We start from the raw sequence: 17,360 nt of genomic DNA on the forward strand, positions 1-17,360 counted from the left end.
ACGCGTATGACATCGATTTCCACCGTAGGGCATGCCGAAGCGAGCGCCGTGCCCAAGGCCAAATCGCGCAACCTGTCGCTCGATCGCGCCCGCACCTTCCTGACGCTGGTGGTGCTGCTCCACCATGCCGTGATCCCCTACACCTATTTCGGGCACACCGATCCGAAGTCCTTCTTCGGCTTCGACATGATCGTGCTCGCCACCGACAGCTTCTTCATGGCGATGTTCTTCTTCCTGTCAGGCCTGTTTGCCTGGTCCGGCATCGCCCGCAAGGGTCCACTGAACTATCTGTCCGACCGCCTGCTGCGGATCGTCCTGCCCTTCGCGATCTGCGCGTTTACGGTCATCCCGCTCGCCTATTACGCGATCTCCCTACGCCACCATCCCGAAATCGGCTTTTCAGCGTTCTGGTGGAACATGGTCACCAAAGGCCCGTGGCCGAGCGGGCCGATCTGGTTTCTCTGGGTCCTGTTCGCCTTCGACCTGGTCGCCTGCCTGCTCTACAAGCTGTCACCGAACCTGCTCGATCCGATCAACCGCCTCTCGCTGCATGGCCGCCGCCGGCCCGCGGTGTTCTTCGCAGTCATGCTGGCCGTCACCGCGGCGTTCTACGTGCCCGGGCTGATGATCTATGGCCCGAGCAGCTGGTTCGAATTCGGGCCGTTCTCGGTGCAGCACGGCCGCGTGATGCTCTATGCGAGCTACTTCTTTTTCGGCGCCGGCATCGGCGTGGCGCAAATGGATCGCGGCCTGCTCGCGGCCGACGGCCGGATGGCGAAGGTGAGCTGGGACTGGATGGTGCTGGCGATCGTTCCGTATTGCCTGCTCTGGGGGCTGATCTACATCAAGCGCCAGATCCTCGGCAATCCGTCGCCATTACCGAACTGGTACGAGGCGCTCTACGCGCTCTGTTTCGCCGTGTTCAGCGTGGCCATCATGTTCCTGATCCTGGCCTTCTTCCAGCGGTTCAGGCAATCCGGCTCGGCAAAACTGCTCGATCCGATGCAGGCGGATGCCTACGGCATGTTCCTGGTGCACTACCCGATCGCGCTGTGGCTGCAGTACTGGCTGCATGACTACGACTGGCCGGCGATCGTCAAGGTCGCGATCGGGTTGACGCTGACCATCGCATTCAGCTGGGGCCTGACGCGCGCGCTGCGGCAAATTCCGGGTGCAACCAGGGTGCTGTGAACCTGTAGCCCGCATGAGCGTAGCGACATGCGGGAGGACGCGGGCATCGGCACCGCATGTCGCTACGCTCATGCGGGCTACAAATCTACGAAATCAATTAGCTTTGCCGCTCATATAGGCCGGCAGCCAGCGCTCGAACGCCGACTTCAGCGCATCCACCGACACCGCCGTTTCACCGGCCACCGCGATCGCATCGCCACCCGTGGTGCCGATCCGCGCGCACGGCACGCCCGCGCCCTTCATCTTGGCCAGCACCAGGCCGGCGTCCGCCGCCGGCACCGTCACGATATAGCGCGCCTGATCCTCACCAAACCAGTACGCATGCGGCACGGTCGAACTCGGCGCCGCCAACAGCTGCGCGCCGATGCCGCTCGCCATCGCCATCTCGGCCAGCGCGACCAGCAAACCGCCGTCGGAAACGTCATGCACCGCCGTCGCGGTGCCAGCGTGGATCATGCCGCGCACCACGTCGCCATTGCGCTTCTCGGCGGCCAGATCGACCGGCGGCGGCGCGCCCTCTTCGCGGCCGCAGATATCGCGCAGATAGACGGATTGGCCGAGCCAGCCCTGGGTGTCGCCGATCAGCAGGATCGCCTCGTCATCGGCCTTGAAGGCCAACGTCGCCGATTTGGTGAAATCGTCAAGCAGTCCAACGCCGCCGATCGAGGGCGTCGGCAAAATGCCGCGGCCGTTGGTTTCGTTGTAGAGCGAGACATTGCCCGACACGACCGGGAAGTCGAGCGCGGTGCAGGCTTCGGAAATTCCCTTCAGGCAGCCGACGAACTGGCCCATGATTTCGGGCCGCTCCGGATTGCCGAAGTTGAGATTGTCGGTGATCGCCAGCGGACGGCCGCCGACCGCGGTAATGTTGCGCCACGCTTCGGCGACGGCCTGCTTGCCGCCCTCGAACGGATCGGCCTCGCAATAGCGCGGCGTAACGTCGACGGTGAGTGCGAGTCCCTTCGGCCCGTCCTGCACGCGGACCACGGCGGCATCGCCGCCCGGACGCTGCACGGTATTGCCGAGGATGACGTGGTCGTACTGCTCCCATACCCAGCGCTTCGAGCACAGCTCGGGCGTGCCGATCAGCTTTTCCAACGATGCTGAAATGCCGAGCGGCGGAGTCACTTCGCGCGCGTGCACCACCGGCAGCGCCGCGGACGGCACATGCGGGCGGTCATAGAGCGGCGCCTCGTCACCCAGTTCCTTGATCGGCAGGTCGGCCATCACGTTGCCGCCATGCTTGACCACAAAACGCTTGCTCGGCGTGGTGTAGCCGACGACGGCGAAATCCAGTCCCCACTTCTTGAAGATCGCCTCGGCCTGTTTCTCCTTCTCGGGCTTCAACACCATGAGCATGCGCTCCTGGCTTTCCGAGAGCATCATCTCATAGGCGCTCATGCCGGTTTCGCGCGTCGGCACGTGATCGAGGATCAGGTCGACGCCGAGGTCGCCCTTGGCGCCCATCTCGACCGCCGAGCACGTCAGCCCCGCCGCGCCCATGTCCTGGATCGCGATCACGCAATCGGCTGCCATGATTTCGAGGCAGGCTTCCAGCAGCAGCTTTTCGGCGAAGGGATCGCCGACCTGCACCGTCGGCCGCTTCTCCGCGGAATCGTCGTCGAACTCGGCCGAGGCCATCGAGGCGCCATGGATGCCGTCGCGGCCGGTCTTGGAGCCGAGATAGACGATCGGCATGTTCACGCCGGAGGCCGCCGCGTAGAAAATCTTGTCGGTATCGGCGAGGCCGACCGCCATCGCGTTGACCAGGATGTTGCCGTCATAGCGGGTGTGGAAGCGCACCTGCCCGCCGACCGTCGGCACGCCGAACGAATTGCCGTAGCCGCCGACGCCGGCCACCACGCCCGATACCAGATGCCGCGTCTTCGGATGCTCCGGCGCGCCGAACGACAGCGCATTGAGGCAGGCGATCGGCCGCGCCCCCATCGTGAAGACGTCGCGCAGAATACCGCCGACGCCGGTGGTCGCACCCTGGTATGGCTCGATATAGCTCGGGTGGTTGTGGCTCTCCATCTTGAACACCACCGCCTGGCCGTCGCCGATATCAATGACGCCGGCATTCTCGCCCGGGCCCTGGATCACCCAGGGCGCCTTGGTCGGCAGGCCGCGCAGATGGATCCGCGAGGACTTGTACGAGCAGTGCTCATTCCACATCGCGGAGAATATCCCGAGCTCCGTGAAGCTCGGCACCCGCCCGATCAGCTTGAGGATACGCTCATACTCGTCGGGCTTGAGGCCGTGGCTGGCGACGAGTTCGGGGGTGATCTGGGGCTCGTTCATGGCTGCCTTAATATTGAGATCGACAGGGGCCGGAAAGGCCTTTTATGGCGCATTTCGGCCCTGTCCAGAGCTTTGCGCGGGGCGCCTTGCGGGATCGGCGTTTGCACATCGTTCCCGGATCGGATTTAAGGGCGGAAACATCCAGTTGAAGGCCATTTTTCGTGAACGAGCTTCCCCAAAACGCATTTCAGCGCCGCCCGGACCTGCATGTCGAGACCGAGGGCGAATTCAAGGGCTGGCGGACCTGGACCCGCGACAATTTTGAGACCCATACCGGACCGTTCTGGCACCGGATGGACGAGAACGGCAAAGTGCACTGCGCGTTCCGGGTCGAGCAGAAGCACCTCAACGGGCAGAAGAACGTCCATGGCGGCTGCTTCATGTCGTTCGCGGACTATTCGCTGTTTGCGATCGCCTCGCCGGTCCTGCAGGGACCGGGCGTGACGATAGGGTTTTCCTGCGAATTCCTCGATGCCGCGCGTGAGGGCGAACTGATCGAATGCGATGGCGAAATCACCCGCGCCGGCAACTCGCTGATCTTCCTGCGCGGCGTGCTGAGGTCAGGCGAACGGCCGCTGTTCACCTTCTCCGGCACCATCAAGCGGGTGAAGTGGAAGAAGCCTGCCGGCGCAGGCGCCGTTGCCACCTGACACGCCCAAAGTCCGTCGCGGCTGGCGCGACTATCTGCTGCTGCTCGCGCTGGCGTGCTGCTGGAGTTCAACCTATCCGCTGACCAAGATCGGCCTTGGCTCGTTTCCGCCGATCACCTTCATCTCGGCCCGCTCGCTGATCGCGGCCGCCTTTCTTTTGGTCATCCTGCGCATGCGCGGGATACGGATGCCGACGGACGGCAAGGCCTGGAAGCTGTTCGCGCAGCAGCAGACCATCAATTCGACGTTTCCGTTTCTCCTGATCACCTGGGCGCAGCAATATGTGCCGGCGTCATCGACCGTGGTGCTGGCCTCGACGACGCCGATCTTCGCGTTCCTGATCACCTGGGGCATCACGCGGCACGAGCCTGCGACGCTGTTGAAACTTGCCGGCGCCATTCTGGGTCTGGCCGGGACGGCCGTAATCGTCGGCCTCGATGCGCTCTCTGCGCTCGACACCCATATCTTTGCCGAGATCGTCATCCTGCTCGCGACCATCTCGTTCGCCTGTGCGACAATCTTCGGCATGCGCTTGACCGACTACGACCCGATGGTGGTGGCGGCGGGCTCGCTGTTGTACGGCGGCATGGTATTGTTGCCGTTCGCGCTTGTGATCGACCATCCCTGGACCTTGCGCCCGACGGCCGAGGCGCTCGCAGCCACGGTGGCGATGGGGATTTTCTCCAGCGCGCTGGGCCTGATGCTGTTCTACATGTGCCTGACGCGGCTCGGCACGCTCACCACCAACGCGCAAGGCTATCTGCGCATCCCGATCGGCGTCGGGCTGTCCGTGCTGCTGCTCGGCGAACCCGTCCCGGCCAATCTCGCGCTCGGCCTCGTCCTCGTCATGGCCGGCGTGGCGGCCATGACGATTCCGAAAGACGCCTTGACGCGCTGGCGGCAGCGCGGCGGCTGAGCCACGCGTGCTTACTGCACGCTCACCAGCGTCAGGTCGACGAACCAAGATTGCGGCGACACGAACCCTTTCACCTTCGAACTCATCGCGCGGGGATTGAGATCGTGGACGATAAAGAGCCAGGGCGGATTGTCGACCAGCCGCTCATGCGCCTTCTTGTAGGCAGTCGAGATCGCCTTCGGATCAGTCGATTCCGAGATCGTCTTGAGCGCCTCCTCGAAATCGTCGTCCTTCCACTGCTCGAAATTGAAGCCGTTCGGCGAAAAGTTCGCCGCCGCAAAGTAGCGCGCCATGACGCCGGCGTCCGATGATGGCGAACTAATGTTGAGCACCATGGCGCCGCGCAGATTGGGACTGTCGGGCGTGGCGCGCGCCGCCGTCAGCAGCACCTGCCATTCGATCACGTCGAACTCGACGTTGACGCCGCAGGCCTCCTTCAAATTCTGCTGCAAAAATTCATTCATCGGCAGCGGCAGCATCTGCCCCGAGCCCGAATTGGAGATCAGCGCCTTGAACGCGAGCGGTTTCGCCGGCGTGTAACCGGCTTCCGCGAGCAGCGCCTTGCCCTTGGCGGGGTCGGTCTTGTAGCGATTGACGGGGCTGCCGAAATCGGGATCGCTGGCCTTGAGCCAGCCGACCGACGGCTCTGCGGTACCCGCGAGCAACCCGACCAGCCCTTCCCGATCGATGCAGTAGTTCAAAGCCTGACGGACCCTGACATCCTTGAACGGGCTGTTGGCCGCGCCGATGTTGTAGAACCACGGCCAGACATGAGGATAGGAGCCGGTGGTGATGGTGAAGCCCGCGGATTTCAGCGAGCTGATGCCGTCCGGCGGCGGCACTTCGATCCAGTCGACCTGGCCGGAGCGCAGCGCGGCCAATCGCGAATTCGCCTCGGGTATCGGCATCAGCACGACATTGTCGACTTTTGCTTTTCGGCTGGCGTCCCAATAGCCGTCCCAGCGCTTGAGATCAGCCGCCTGTCGCGGCACGATCTTGGTGATGCGGAACGGTCCGGTGCCGGCCGCCGGCAAAGTCGCGACCTTGGCCCACTCCTTCCCGGCCTTCTCGAACGAAGTTGGCGAGGTGAACAGCAGATAAACCGCCATGTAGGGAAAATACGACGCCGGCTTGGTGGTGGTAATGGATACCGTCGCATCATCGATCTTCTTGTAGCTGCCCATCACGGGCACGCGTGCCCGCGACATCGCCGAACTCGGCGGCTCAAATTGCGGGCTCTCGTTGTTGAAATAGCGGTCAAGATTCCAGATCACGGCATCGGCATTGAAGTCGGTGCCGTCGTGGAATTTGACGCCCTTACGCAGGTGGAAAATCCAGGTCTTGTTGTCGGCGGGGTCCTGCTCCCACTTCTCCGCGAGCCCGGGACGCAAGGTCGCCAGCCGGTCGGTCTTGGTCAGGTCCCACAGCACCAATCCCTCGAAGATCGGATAGCCGAGGAAGCGCATGCCCTCGAAGCCGTTGTTCGGCAGTCCCGTTGCCGTCGGGATATCGGACGCCGTCATGGCGATGCGCAGCGTGGTTTCCGCCGCCGCCGGATGCGACGCCAGCAGCGCGGTCAACAGCGCGACCGAGCAAAAAGCCTTGCGAATGGGCATGTCTATCTCCGTCCGACGATCGGAAAATCCGCGTTTCGGATCAGGAGACAGGAGCAAGTATCAGGCCAGCCAAGCCTCTGCCGTTGAACAAAAATTCGGCAATTGGACGAGATCTATCCTCGGTCGCTGCGCTTCAACTCGACAACTGCTTCTCAGCGATCGAGAGCCATTCGGCCTGGGCATCGCGCAGATATTTCGGCGCGCGCTTCATCTGCAGCAGCAGTTCGTTGAAGACCACTCTCGCTTCGGCGTTACGGCCCGTGATACGCAGAAGCATGCCGTAACGAACGCGGGCCTCGGCGCCAGGATAATACGCTACGAGTGCGTGGTACTCGTCGAGCGCCTCGTCGGTGCGGCCGATCTCTGCCAGCGAGCGGGCATAGAGCAGATGCCCTTCGGCGGATTCGAAATCGGGCCACTGCGCCCTCAGCTCATCGAGCGTCGCGAGCACATCCGCGAAACGACCGAGGCCGAACTGCGCCTGCGCCCTGCCCAGCGCGTAGGCCGGTTCGTGCCCCATCGGCAGCGTGAGGAGGTGAGCGTAATGGCCTTCGGCTTCGTCGAACCGCTTCACGTCAAGGCATTCGGCCGCAAGCGCCTGACGGTTGGCGATGGTGTCGGTGCCGGCGAGCCGGTCCGACAGTTCGCGGTAGGTCTTTTCCGGATCGAGCTTGCCGGCAATGCGCTTGCGCGCCTCCCGGGCGCCCGGGCTTCCAAACCATTCCGGCACCAGTTCGACGACGATGTAGGCGAGCCCGCCGACCAGCGGGACCATCAGGATGATGAACGCCCACGGCTGCAGCCGTCCGGTCTTCGATGCGTGGTAGATCAGCGAGATATCGAGCAGCAACACAACAATGGCAACAGGCATGGCGCATTCCAGGCGAACGTGACGGACGATCCTTAGTGGCGTTGATAGCGCGGCGCGTTCAATCGGACAATCTTCAGTTGCTTTGAAACGGCATGTATCGGCCGGCGGTGCTTGCCGATCGCCGAAAGTTTCGACGGAACAGCAACGAACTGTGATCGGTCGGCTGGAACGCAGTGTTGGCGAACCTCGTTGGCCGTTATGCAGCAACAACAAGGAGCGATCATGAAACTCGCAACATTGGGACTGGCGACGGCGCTTGCCCTCACCAGCACGTATGGGCTGGCACAAACCGGTGCAGGCTCGGCCGGCGGAAGCGCGAGCACAGGCGGAGCGGCAGCGGGCGGCGCGACCGGAGGAGCGCCGGCGACCGGCACAACGACGGGCAATGCGACGGCCGCGAGCCCCGGCAGCGGCACGTCCAACAGCGCCGGCAGCGCCGCGGCCGGCGCCAACAGCGGGCGGAACCCGTCAGGTAACACGCTGATCAACCCCTCGCCCAGCGGCTCGACCCTGACGCCGGCGCCTGGCGGCCGATGATTGCTGGCTGACAAAAAAAGCCCCGCGCAGGCGGGGCTTTTTCATTCGCTTCATCGCACAGGCCGCTACTTCTTCTCTTCCAGCAGCTTTTTGTATTTCGCGACGTCGCGCGTCACCAATTGACCGAGCACTTCCGGCGCCAGCTCGTTGGCGTCGGGCGCGACGGTGGAGAGATCGTGAAAGCGCTTTTTCACCCCGTCGCTTTCGACGGCGGCCCTCGCCGCGGCATTCAGTTTCGCGATCACCGCAGGCGGCGTGCCCTTGGGCGCAAACAGGCCGTTCCAGCCCTGCGCCTCGAAATCCGGAAGGCCCGCTTCCGACGAGGTCGGCAGCTCGGACAAGGTGGCAAGCCGCACCGTCGAGCCGACGACGAGACCCCTCACCAGCCTGTCGGAGATCGCCTGCGACACCGAGGCGGCCGAGTCGCAGACGCCGTCGATCTGGCCGCCGATCGCATCCGTCAGTGCCGGCGCCGCGCCGCGATAGCCGACCAGCGTCACCTCGATGCCGGCCGCGTTCTCAAAACTCTTGCAGATCAGAAAATTCGACGAGCCGATGCCGGCATGGCCGAGATTGACCTTGCCCGGATTCTTCTTCGCGTAGGCGATGAATTCCTGCAGATTCCTCGCCGGAAAATCCTTGCGCAGCGCGACGATGCCGAACGTCTTGGCGACCACCGCGATCGGCGCAAAAGACTCCGGCGTGAAAGACAGTTTCGGATTGATCGTATAGGCCGCCGCGCTCGTGCCGGCATTGCCGATGGCGATGGTGTAGCCGTCGGCATCGGCGCGCGCCGCACGCGTCAGCGCAGTCGAACCGCCGGCGCCCGCGACATTCTCGATCACGATCGACTGCCCGAGCGACTTCGCCATTTCCTCGGCCACCACGCGTGCGATCACGTCCGACGTGCCGCCGGCCGCGAACGGCACGATCATGCTGATGGGACGCTTGGGATAGTCCTGCGCGTGGGCAACGCCGGCCAGCGACAGCGCCGCCAACGCAGCCAGCCATTTCACCGCATGCACAATCACGCCGCCTTTTCCAGATGCGCGGCGAGCCCCGCGAACAGGCCGCGGCCGTCGGTGCAGCCCATGATGTCTTCGACGTGGTTCTCCGGATGCGGCATCATGCCGAGCACGTTGCCGCGCTCGTTGACGATGCCGGCGATCGAATGCGCGGCGCCGTTGATGTTGAATGCGTCGTCAACGGTCCCTTCCGGCGAGCAGTAGCGATAGAGCACCCGTCCCTCGCCTTCGAGCCGCTTCACGGTCTCCTCGTCGGCCTCGTAATTGCCTTCGCCATGTGCGACCGGCACGCGGATCACCTGGCCCGCATTGTAGCCGCGCGTGAACGGCGTATCCGAACGCTCGACTTTCAGGTGAACATCCTTGCAGATGAATTTCAGCCGCGCGTTGCGCATCAGCACGCCTGGCAACAGGCCGGCTTCGCAGAGGATCTGAAAGCCGTTGCAGACCCCGAGCACGAGGCCGCCATCGGCCGCGTATTTGCGCACGGCGTCCATCACCGGCGCTCGGGCGGCAATGGCGCCGCAGCGCAGGTAGTCGCCGTAGGAAAAACCGCCGGGCACCACGACGAGGTCGGTGCCTTTGGGCAATTCCGTCTCGGCGTGCCAGACCATCGCGGCCTCATTGCCGGAGACCAGTTTCAGCGCCCGCGCCATGTCGCGCTCGCGGTTGATTCCGGGGAAGACAAGAACGGCAGATTTCATGGAACGCGCCTAGAGAAGTTCGACCCTATAATTCTCGATCACGGTATTCGCCAGCAGCTTGTCGGCGGCATCCTTCAATGCCGCCTCGGCCTTGGCCTTGTCGGCGCCCGACAGCTCGATGTCGAACACCTTGCCTTGGCGGACGCTGGCGACGCCATCGACGCCGAGCGATTTCAGCGCGCCCTCGATGGCCTTGCCCTGCGGATCGAGGATGCCCGATTTCAACGTAACGGTAACACGTGCCTTCACGATCTCAACCTCAGCTCTTCACAAGCACCGGACCGGTACCAGCCGGACGCTCGTTCTCCATCAGGATGCCGAGCCGCTTCGCCACTTCGGTATAGGCCTCCAAGAGCCCACCGAGATCGCGACGAAAACGGTCCTTGTCGAGCTTCTCGTTCGACTTGATATCCCACAGCCGGCACGAGTCGGGCGAGATTTCGTCGGCGACGATGATCCGCATCATCTCGTTCTCGAACAGGCGGCCGCATTCCATCTTGAAATCGACAAGGCGGATGCCGATGCCGAGAAAGAGGCCGGTGAGGAAATCGTTGACGCGGATGGCCAGCGCCATGATGTCGTCGATCTCCTGCGGCGTGGCCCAACCGAAGGCCGTGATGTGCTCCTCGGAGACCATGGGGTCGTTGAGCTGATCGTTCTTGTAATAGAACTCGATGATCGAGCGCGGCAGCTGGGTGCCCTCCTCGATTCCGAGGCGCTGCGACAGCGAACCCGCCGCCACGTTCCGCACCACCACTTCCAGCGGCACGATCTCGACCTCGCGAATCAACTGCTCGCGCATGTTGAGGCGGCGGATGAAATGGGTCGGCACCCCGATGTCGTTGAGGTGCTGAAACAGGTACTCCGAAATCCGGTTGTTGAGGACGCCCTTACCCTCGATCACCTGGTGTTTCTTGGCATTGAACGCGGTCGCATCATCCTTGAAGTGCTGGATCAGGGTACCTGGCTCCGGGCCTTCATACAGGACCTTGGCCTTGCCTTCATAAATACGGCGTCGACGGCTCATTGGGATGTACCGTGTTTTGTTGAAATCCATGAAATTGGTGTGCTCCGGATGACAAGGGTTTGCGACCACGACGGAGCTGCCGTGAAGGCCAGGGTCCAGGACAAAACGAGCGGAAACAGAACAAGAACCTCGCCTGATGGCAACCTATCCGATTGGCCCACCCAGCACAATCGACCCGGCCCTATTGGGGCCAACTTATCCCAGTCGCCTGCGGCCGAAGGGCCTGTTGTGTTACCGATTCGCCCCCTCTATTTAGGAAGGCGATCGGGCCGCGACAACGCTGGCTCTGTTTACCATTTCCGGGGATTGGAACCGAAAAATGACCACTTTCGACAAGCGCGAGGAAGGTTTTGAGAAGAAATTCGCCCTCGACGAGGAGCAGAAGTTCAAGGCCGAGGCGCGCCGGAACAAGCTGCTCGGTCTTTGGGCAGCTGAAAAACTCGGTCTCACTGGCGATGCCGCCACGGCCTATTCCAAGGAAGTGGTCGCGGCCGATTTCGAGGAAGCCGGCGACAAGGACGTGCAGGACAAGGTGATGAAGGATTTTGCCGCCAAGGGCCTTGCCGTCACCGCCGCCGAGGTGCGCGTCAAGATGGACGAACTGATGGCGACCGCTGCCCTCCAGGTGAAGGCGGGGACGTAAGAAGCGAATAGGAAGTGGCGACTGGCGAATAGGTCCATTCGCTAATCGCCATTTGCCATTCGCGCCTTTTTATATTCCTTCCGAACGATCTCCAGCAACCGCCGCGCCGCCGCGCTCAAGAATCCGCCGCGGCGCGTTATCGTGACGACGTCATCGCTTGCCTTCAGATCGCCGACATCGATGGTCGCGATCGTCTTATGCCGCCGTTCTTCCGCGTAATTGCTCTCCGACAACAACGCGATGCCGAGGCCGGCTTCGACCAGGCGCTTCTGTGCTGTCAGGCTGTCGACCGGCGTCCAGTCGATTTCACCGAGTCCGTGGGTCTGAAACAGCGCAAACACATGCGAAGCCGTGATCTCGCGCCGGCCCGGCACCGCGGGGAACGCAATCCAGCGTTCACCTCTCAATTCGGCCAACTTCGCGATACGGCGGCCGGCACGCGGATGATCGAGCGCACACACCACCTGCAACCGTTCGGCAAACAGCAACTCGCAATCGAGTTCGCGCGAACGGTCGCGGTCGTAGCGCAGGCCGATGGTCGCCTCGCCGCGCCGGATCAGATCGCTGACCTCCGCGCTGGTCGCGGTACGCAGGCTCAATTCGACATCGGGATGTTCGGCGGCGAAGCGTTTTAGAATCGTCGACAGCCGCCCGCCGGCCAGCGTGCCGACCACCGCGAGCGCAACCGGTCCTGAATTCGGCCGTGCCAGCGCGCGGACCGCATTCTCCGCATCCTGCGTAGCGGCGACCGCGCGTTCGGCGTAGGGCACCATCACCCGGCCCGCATCGCTCAGCATCGTGCGCCCCGCAATCCGCTCGAACAGCGGCACGCCGAGTTCCTGCTCCAGCAGCGCAATACGCCGCGAGATCGCCGGTTGCGAGCGGTGCAACGCCTTTGCCGCGCTCGAAATGCCGCCGCGACGATGAATGGTCAGGAAGGTGAGAAGCGCATCGCTGTCCATGTCCCGTCCATGCAAAGAGCTGATGATGGATAGATAAATAACAAATTTGGCTGATGGGAGCCAGCCCGCTAGCTTCGGCGCGAGCCAGGACCGTCCAATTCACGAAGCGGAGATTGCCGATGCGAACCCAGGTAGAAAAAGCCGAAGCCTTCCGCGCGCTGCATGCGCGCGCCGGCGCTTTCATCATCCCCAATCCCTGGGACGCCGGCACGGCCAAATTGCTCGCTGCGATGGGGTTCGAGGCGCTGGCGACCACGAGCCTTGGCCTTGCCAACACGCTGGGCAGCGCCACCGTCAGCCTCGATGCGATCATCGAGAACTGCCGGACGATTGCCGGCGCCACCGACCTGCCCGTCAATGCCGATCTGGAGAATGGCGGCGCCGACGATCCGAAGACCGCGGCGAAGGCGATCGCGCGCGCGGCGGAGGCCGGCTGCGTGGGCGGTTCGATCGAGGATTTCACCGGCAATCCGCGCGAGCCGATCTACGATTTCTCGCTCGCGGTCGAGCGCGTACAGGCCGCCGCCGAGGCGGCGCGCGCGCTCTCCTTCCCGTTCACGTTGACGGCGCGGGCAGAGAATTTCCTGTACGGCCGCAAGGATCTCGACGATACCGTCAGGCGGCTGCAGGCGTTCGAGGCGGCTGGTGCCGACGTGCTGTATTCGCCGGGCCTTTACGACCTCGACACCATCCGCGCGGTGGTGTCATCCATCGGCAAGCCGTTCAATCTGGTGATGGGCTTTGCCGACCCGACGCTGACGCTCGATCAGCTCTCGAAAGCCGGCGTCAAGCGCATCAGCGTCGGCGGCGCGATGGCGCGCTACGCGCTTGCCGCCTTCATGCGGAGCGCCCGCGAGATGAAGGATCACGGCGCGTTCACCTTCGTGCGCGAGATGGCGCCGATGAAGGAGGTCAGGGCTGCATTCAAGTGAAGTGAATGCGAATAGGGAGTGGCGAATAGGGAGAACCGCTATTCGCCATTTGCCATTCGCGCCTACCCCATCACTCCTCCTTGAACCCGTACTCCGGCACGTTGCCGCTGGCGCCGTAATATTTATACGGCAGGAATTTGCCGGACATCGTGATCTTGACCCGGTCGCCCTTCGGGTTGGCGACGCGATCGATCGCCATGTCGAAGTCGATTGCCGACATGATGCCGTCGCCGAATTCCTCCTCGATCAGCGCCTTCCACGCCGGGCCGTTGACCATCACCATTTCGTAGAAGCGGTAGATCAGGGGATCGGTCGGCGGCATCGGCGTGCCGGTGCCGCGCATCGGGATCTCGTTCAGCATCGCGGTTTCGGATTTGGAGAGCCCGAACAGTTCGCCGGCATTGGCCGCCTGCGGCTTTGTCAGTTTCATCTGGCCCATGACGGCGCCGACGATCAGCACCTCCGAATAGCCGCCGATCTTTTCGCAGATATATTTCCAGCTCCAGCCCTTCTCGCGCTTGATGTCGAGCAGCTTTTCGGTGAGGTCTTCGCGTTTCATGGGTGGTCTCCTTTGAAATCTAGCGCGCGATCTTCTGCGTTGAAGTGGCTTCGACCAGGCTCGGCGCCGCAACGATGGTCGGTTCGCTCAACCCGGGCCGCACCACCGGCACGTTACGCGGATCATGATCCGGCGTCGTCGCCGTAAACGTCTTGCTGCGGCTGACCAGGAAATCGACGATGTGGTTGCGCAGCGCGTAATAAAGCGGATGGCGATGCAGATCGATGCGGCCGCGATCCTTTGGCAGCGGATTTTCCACGATCTCCGCCAGCACCGCGCCGGGGCCGTTGGTCATCAGAAAAATCTTGTCGGCGAGATAGATCGCTTCATCCACGTCGTGGGTGATCATGAACGCGGTCTGTCCAGTCTCCAGACAAATCCGGCGCACCTCGTCCTGCAGCGTGCCGCGCGTCAGCGCGTCCAGCGCCGAGAACGGCTCGTCCATCAGCATGATCTTCGGCGTGATCGACAGCGCGCGCGCGATGCCGACGCGCTGCTTCATGCCACCCGACAGTTCCGAGGGGCGCTTGTGCTCCGAGCCGGTCAGCCCGACGAGGTCGATGAACTTCTGCGCGTGCGCCTTGACCCTGGCGCGGTCCCATTTGCGCCACTTCGAGGTGACGGCATAGGCGACGTTGCCGAGCACGGTGCGCCACGGCAGCAGCGCATGGCTCTGGAAGATCACGGCGCGGTCGAGGCTGGTGCCTTCGATGGCCTGCCCGTCGACGATGACGGCGCCCTCGGTCGGCTCGTCGAGCCCGGCCAGAATGTTCAGCACTGTGGTCTTGCCGCAGCCGGAATGCCCGATCACGCAGCCGAATTCGCCGCGTCCCATCGACAGCCAGAGGTTCTCGAACACGGTGATGGGGGCACCATCCGCGCCGGGATAACGCCGCGCGATGCCTTCGATGGAAATGAATTTGTCGGTCATCACAGTCATTCCGGGAACGTGACCATGCGCGTGAACCGCGCGAGGATCTGGTCGAGCAGCATGCCGACCACGCCGATCAGGAGAATCGCAATGATGACATTGGTAATTGAAAGGTTGTTCCACTCGTTCCAGACGAAGTAGCCGATGCCGGTGCCGCCCACGAGCATTTCGGCAGCGACGATCACGAGCCAGGCGATGCCGATCGATATCCGCATGCCGGTCAGGATCGTCGGCGCCGCCGCCGGCAGGATTACCGTGAAGGCGCGCCTGATGGTGCCGACTTCCAACGTGCGTGCGACGTTGATCCACTCCTTGCGGACGGCAGCTACTCCGAACGCGGTGTTGAGCAGCATCGGCCACACCGAGCAGATGAAGATCACGAAGATCGCCGATATGCTGGAATCCTTGATGGTGTAGAGCGCCAGCGGCATCCAGGCCAGCGGCGAGATCGGCTTCAGCACCTGAATGAACGGATCCAGCGCCTTGCTGATCAACGGCGACATGCCGATCAGGAAGCCGAGCGGGATCGCGACGATCACCGCCAGCAGATAACCGAGGCCGACACGGCCGATCGAATAGCCGAGCTGGATGCCGAGCCCCTTGTCGTTCGGCCCCTTGTCGTAGAACGGCTGCCTGAGATGCTCCCACAGTTTGGCGCCGACATCGAGCGGGCCCGGCATCGCCGACTTGCCCTGCGTTGCCGTCAGCCCCATCAGTTTTGCGTATTCCGGCGACATGGTGGTGGTCGTGCCGGTGCTGCGGGTCGCAAGATGCCAGATGCCGAGGAATGCCGCGAGCAATGCGATCGAGACCACAGCGGCGCGGAAGCGAAGGGAGAAGGTCATGGCCGACAGCCTCTCCCCACGTCGTCCCCGCGAAGGCGGGGACCCATACGCCGTGCCTTCTCGTTCAGGCACGATGTCAGAGACCTTGCTTTATTATTTCCGCCGCGGAGTATGGGTCCCGGCGTTCGCCGGGACGACGCGGTCAGTTGCGCCGCTGCCCTCACGACGCCTTCCTGATCTTGAAGCTCGCCAGATAGTCCTCCGGCTTCGCCGGATCGAACGTCTTGCCCATCACCGAAAAGGATTTGTACGCCGTCGCCGGCGGCGTCAGCCCCATCTCGGCCATGACTTTTTTCGTATCGGTCGCGAGATAGACCTGCTCCGCCACCGCCTTGTAGTCGACATCGCCCTTGATCTGGCCCCAGCGCTTCATCTGGGTCAGCATCCACACCGCAAACGACTGCCAGGGGAACGGATCGAAATCGACGCGCTTGGCATCGGTCTTCACGCCGCCGAGGCCGTCGGCATAGGTGCCGGTCAGCACCTGCTCCAGCACGGTCACCGGCGCGTTGATGTAGTTCGCGGGCGCGATCGCCTCCGCAATCTGCTTGCGGTTTTCCGCCTTCGACGCATAGGCCGTGGCGTCCACGATCGCCCGCGTCAGCGCCGCAAAGCTGTTCGGCGAGCTGGTGATGAACTCGCGGCTGGCGGCAAAACTGCAGCAGGGATGGCCGTCCCAGATTTCCTTGGACAGGATGTGCATGAAGCCGACGCCGTCATAGATCGCGCGCTGGCAGATGTTGTCGGGCGCAAGGAAGCCGTCGATGTTGTCGGCGCGCAGATTGGCGACCATCTCCGGCGGCGGCACCGAGCGGAGCTGCACGTCGGTATCGGGGTCGATGCCGTGCTCGGCCAGATAATAGCGCAGCAGGTAATTATGCATCGAATAGTCGAACGGAATGGCGAGCTTCATGCCCTTCCAGTCCTTCGGATCGCGCTTGTCCTTGTGCTTCATGGCAAGCGTGATGCCCTGCCCGTTGATGTTCTCGATCGCCGGCACCGTGAAGGGAATCGGATTGGCGCCCAGCCCCAGCGAAATCGCGAGCGGCATCGGCGCCAGCATGTGCGCGGCGTCGTATTCCTTGTTGATGGTCTTGTCGCGAATGACCGCCCAGCCGGCGGTCTTCACCACTTCGACGTTGAGGCCGTGCTTGGAATAGAAGCCGAGCGGATGCGCCATGATGATCGGCGTCGCGCAGGTGATCGGGATGAAGCCGACCTTGAGGTCTTTCTTCTCGGGCGCGCCGCCTTGCGCGAACAATTCGGTCGCGGTCTGCAGCGGGAAGAATTGCGAGATCGCGGCCAGCGCCGTCGAGGCGCCGACCGATTTCAGGAAGGCGCGCCGCGCCACATCCTTCGGAAACATCGCCCGCATCACGGCGGACGCGACCACGCCCTCGTAGCGCTTCTCTTCGCTCGCCGCGGGCTCGCAGCGCAGCGCCAGCGCGGCCTGTTCGTGTTCGGCTTCGCTGACATGCTGGCCGCACGAACAGCCGCCCGCGCGAAGACGGCGATTGGGATCGAATGGGTTATCGAAGGTAGACATGAGGCCTCCTGCACCGGTGCTGCTCCGTAATTAAGCAAGGCACATGCCAGCCCGTTTCTTCGGCGATTACGCTGATGCCGCAGGGATTTGGGCCCTTATTGGCC

General features: G+C 63.2%; 18 protein-coding genes. 5 read left to right on the forward strand and 13 right to left on the reverse strand.

The features are described from left to right. Positions 1 to 6: 6 nt before the first annotated feature. On the forward strand, positions 7 to 1,191 hold the full coding sequence (locus tag QUH67_RS24495) for an acyltransferase family protein (protein ID WP_300941949.1): 1,185 nt from the start codon (positions 7 to 9) through the stop codon (positions 1,189 to 1,191). Positions 1,192 to 1,284: 93 nt separating this feature from the next. On the opposite strand, the gene purL is transcribed toward QUH67_RS24495, so the two are convergent. After that, entirely contained in the window at positions 1,285 to 3,492 is a 2,208-nt protein-coding gene (purL, locus tag QUH67_RS24500) for a phosphoribosylformylglycinamidine synthase subunit PurL (protein ID WP_300941950.1), read from the reverse strand. Positions 3,493 to 3,653: 161 nt separating this feature from the next. On the opposite strand from purL, the gene QUH67_RS24505 reads away from it, so the two are divergent. Beyond that, on the forward strand, positions 3,654 to 4,142 hold the full coding sequence (locus QUH67_RS24505; RefSeq protein ID WP_300941951.1) for a PaaI family thioesterase: 489 nt from the start codon (positions 3,654 to 3,656) through the stop codon (positions 4,140 to 4,142). Then, positions 4,132 to 5,058: a DMT family transporter gene (locus QUH67_RS24510; protein ID WP_300941952.1), complete on the forward strand. Its 927-nt coding sequence runs from the start codon at positions 4,132 to 4,134 to the stop codon at positions 5,056 to 5,058. The genes QUH67_RS24505 and QUH67_RS24510 overlap by 11 nt, the downstream gene beginning before the upstream one ends. Positions 5,059 to 5,069: 11 nt before the next feature. Here QUH67_RS24510 and QUH67_RS24515 read toward each other — a convergent pair whose 3' ends face one another. The 7 genes from QUH67_RS24515 to purC all read right to left on the reverse strand — a co-directional run bounded on the left by QUH67_RS24515 (position 5,070) and on the right by purC (position 10,838). After that, positions 5,070 to 6,674 carry an ABC transporter substrate-binding protein gene (locus QUH67_RS24515; RefSeq protein ID WP_300941953.1) on the reverse strand — a complete coding sequence of 535 codons (1,605 nt, stop codon included), beginning with the start codon at positions 6,672 to 6,674 and terminating at the stop codon, positions 5,070 to 5,072. A gap of 133 nt (positions 6,675 to 6,807) precedes the next feature. Then, positions 6,808 to 7,545 carry a tetratricopeptide repeat protein gene (locus QUH67_RS24520; protein WP_300941954.1) on the reverse strand — a complete coding sequence of 246 codons (738 nt, stop codon included), beginning with the start codon at positions 7,543 to 7,545 and terminating at the stop codon, positions 6,808 to 6,810. A gap of 32 nt (positions 7,546 to 7,577) precedes the next feature. After that, positions 7,578 to 8,096 (reverse strand): hypothetical protein, encoded by a 519-nt coding sequence (locus tag QUH67_RS24525; RefSeq protein WP_300941955.1) that lies wholly within the window; start codon positions 8,094 to 8,096, stop codon positions 7,578 to 7,580. 51 nt (positions 8,097 to 8,147) lie between these two features. Beyond that, positions 8,148 to 9,113: a tripartite tricarboxylate transporter substrate-binding protein gene (locus QUH67_RS24530; protein ID WP_300941956.1), complete on the reverse strand. Its 966-nt coding sequence runs from the start codon at positions 9,111 to 9,113 to the stop codon at positions 8,148 to 8,150. After that, a complete protein-coding gene (gene purQ, locus QUH67_RS24535) occupies positions 9,110 to 9,811 on the reverse strand; it encodes a phosphoribosylformylglycinamidine synthase subunit PurQ (protein WP_300941957.1) in 702 nt (233 codons plus the stop codon). Before purQ ends, QUH67_RS24530 begins: the two co-directional genes overlap by 4 nt. A 9-nt stretch (positions 9,812 to 9,820) precedes the next feature. Next, complete coding sequence (gene purS, locus QUH67_RS24540; RefSeq protein WP_057838858.1) at positions 9,821 to 10,060, reverse strand: phosphoribosylformylglycinamidine synthase subunit PurS; 240 nt, start codon at positions 10,058 to 10,060, stop codon at positions 9,821 to 9,823. A gap of 10 nt (positions 10,061 to 10,070) precedes the next feature. Then, the gene (gene purC / locus QUH67_RS24545) at positions 10,071 to 10,838 is read right to left on the reverse strand and encodes a phosphoribosylaminoimidazolesuccinocarboxamide synthase (RefSeq protein WP_171708996.1); all 768 of its coding nucleotides are present in this window, start codon (positions 10,836 to 10,838) and stop codon (positions 10,071 to 10,073) included. Positions 10,839 to 11,157: 319 nt separating this feature from the next. On the opposite strand from purC, the gene QUH67_RS24550 reads away from it, so the two are divergent. Continuing rightward, positions 11,158 to 11,481, forward strand: coding sequence for a DUF1476 domain-containing protein (locus QUH67_RS24550; protein ID WP_300941958.1), 324 nt, complete (start codon positions 11,158 to 11,160; stop codon positions 11,479 to 11,481). 41 nt (positions 11,482 to 11,522) lie between these two features. Here the strand turns inward: QUH67_RS24550 and QUH67_RS24555 are convergent, their stop codons facing one another. Beyond that, entirely contained in the window at positions 11,523 to 12,443 is a 921-nt protein-coding gene (locus QUH67_RS24555; RefSeq protein WP_300941959.1) for a LysR family transcriptional regulator, read from the reverse strand. Between the two features lie 119 nt (positions 12,444 to 12,562). On the opposite strand from QUH67_RS24555, the gene QUH67_RS24560 reads away from it, so the two are divergent. Then, positions 12,563 to 13,375, forward strand: a complete 813-nt coding sequence (locus QUH67_RS24560; protein WP_300941960.1) for an isocitrate lyase/PEP mutase family protein — start codon at positions 12,563 to 12,565, stop codon at positions 13,373 to 13,375. A 70-nt stretch (positions 13,376 to 13,445) separates the two neighbouring features. Here QUH67_RS24560 and cynS read toward each other — a convergent pair whose 3' ends face one another. The 4 genes from cynS to QUH67_RS24580 all read right to left on the reverse strand — a co-directional run bounded on the left by cynS (position 13,446) and on the right by QUH67_RS24580 (position 17,256). Then, complete coding sequence (cynS, locus tag QUH67_RS24565) at positions 13,446 to 13,934, reverse strand: cyanase (protein WP_300941961.1); 489 nt, start codon at positions 13,932 to 13,934, stop codon at positions 13,446 to 13,448. A gap of 19 nt (positions 13,935 to 13,953) precedes the next feature. Further along, on the reverse strand, positions 13,954 to 14,865 hold the full coding sequence (locus tag QUH67_RS24570) for an ABC transporter ATP-binding protein (RefSeq protein ID WP_300941962.1): 912 nt from the start codon (positions 14,863 to 14,865) through the stop codon (positions 13,954 to 13,956). Positions 14,866 to 14,870: 5 nt separating this feature from the next. Next, positions 14,871 to 15,710: a nitrate ABC transporter permease gene (gene ntrB, locus QUH67_RS24575; RefSeq protein ID WP_300941963.1), complete on the reverse strand. Its 840-nt coding sequence runs from the start codon at positions 15,708 to 15,710 to the stop codon at positions 14,871 to 14,873. A 160-nt stretch (positions 15,711 to 15,870) separates the two neighbouring features. Then, positions 15,871 to 17,256 (reverse strand): CmpA/NrtA family ABC transporter substrate-binding protein, encoded by a 1,386-nt coding sequence (locus tag QUH67_RS24580; protein WP_300941964.1) that lies wholly within the window; start codon positions 17,254 to 17,256, stop codon positions 15,871 to 15,873. Positions 17,257 to 17,360: the final 104 nt, after the last annotated feature.

The organism is Bradyrhizobium roseum (genome assembly GCF_030413175.1).
In the GTDB taxonomy this organism is placed as follows: domain Bacteria; phylum Pseudomonadota; class Alphaproteobacteria; order Rhizobiales; family Xanthobacteraceae; genus Bradyrhizobium; species Bradyrhizobium roseum.

Bases quoted from the DNA above. Each gene is read 5' to 3' on its own strand.
- ntrB (WP_300941963.1), bottom strand. From the start codon at position 15,710: ATGACCTTCTCCCTTCGCTTCCGCGCCGCTGTGGTCTCGATCGCATTG.
- QUH67_RS24550 (WP_300941958.1), top strand. From the start codon at position 11,158: ATGACCACTTTCGACAAGCGCGAGGAAGGTTTTGAGAAGAAATTCGCC.
- QUH67_RS24560 (WP_300941960.1), top strand. From the start codon at position 12,563: ATGCGAACCCAGGTAGAAAAAGCCGAAGCCTTCCGCGCGCTGCATGCG.
- cynS (WP_300941961.1), bottom strand. From the start codon at position 13,934: ATGAAACGCGAAGACCTCACCGAAAAGCTGCTCGACATCAAGCGCGAG.
- QUH67_RS24515 (WP_300941953.1), bottom strand. From the start codon at position 6,674: ATGCCCATTCGCAAGGCTTTTTGCTCGGTCGCGCTGTTGACCGCGCTG.
- purL (WP_300941950.1), bottom strand. From the start codon at position 3,492: ATGAACGAGCCCCAGATCACCCCCGAACTCGTCGCCAGCCACGGCCTC.
- QUH67_RS24555 (WP_300941959.1), bottom strand. From the start codon at position 12,443: ATGGACAGCGATGCGCTTCTCACCTTCCTGACCATTCATCGTCGCGGC.
- QUH67_RS24495 (WP_300941949.1), top strand. From the start codon at position 7: ATGACATCGATTTCCACCGTAGGGCATGCCGAAGCGAGCGCCGTGCCC.
- QUH67_RS24520 (WP_300941954.1), bottom strand. From the start codon at position 7,545: ATGCCTGTTGCCATTGTTGTGTTGCTGCTCGATATCTCGCTGATCTAC.
- QUH67_RS24570 (WP_300941962.1), bottom strand. From the start codon at position 14,865: ATGACCGACAAATTCATTTCCATCGAAGGCATCGCGCGGCGTTATCCC.
- purQ (WP_300941957.1), bottom strand. From the start codon at position 9,811: ATGAAATCTGCCGTTCTTGTCTTCCCCGGAATCAACCGCGAGCGCGAC.
- purC (WP_171708996.1), bottom strand. From the start codon at position 10,838: ATGAGCCGTCGACGCCGTATTTATGAAGGCAAGGCCAAGGTCCTGTAT.
- QUH67_RS24580 (WP_300941964.1), bottom strand. From the start codon at position 17,256: ATGTCTACCTTCGATAACCCATTCGATCCCAATCGCCGTCTTCGCGCG.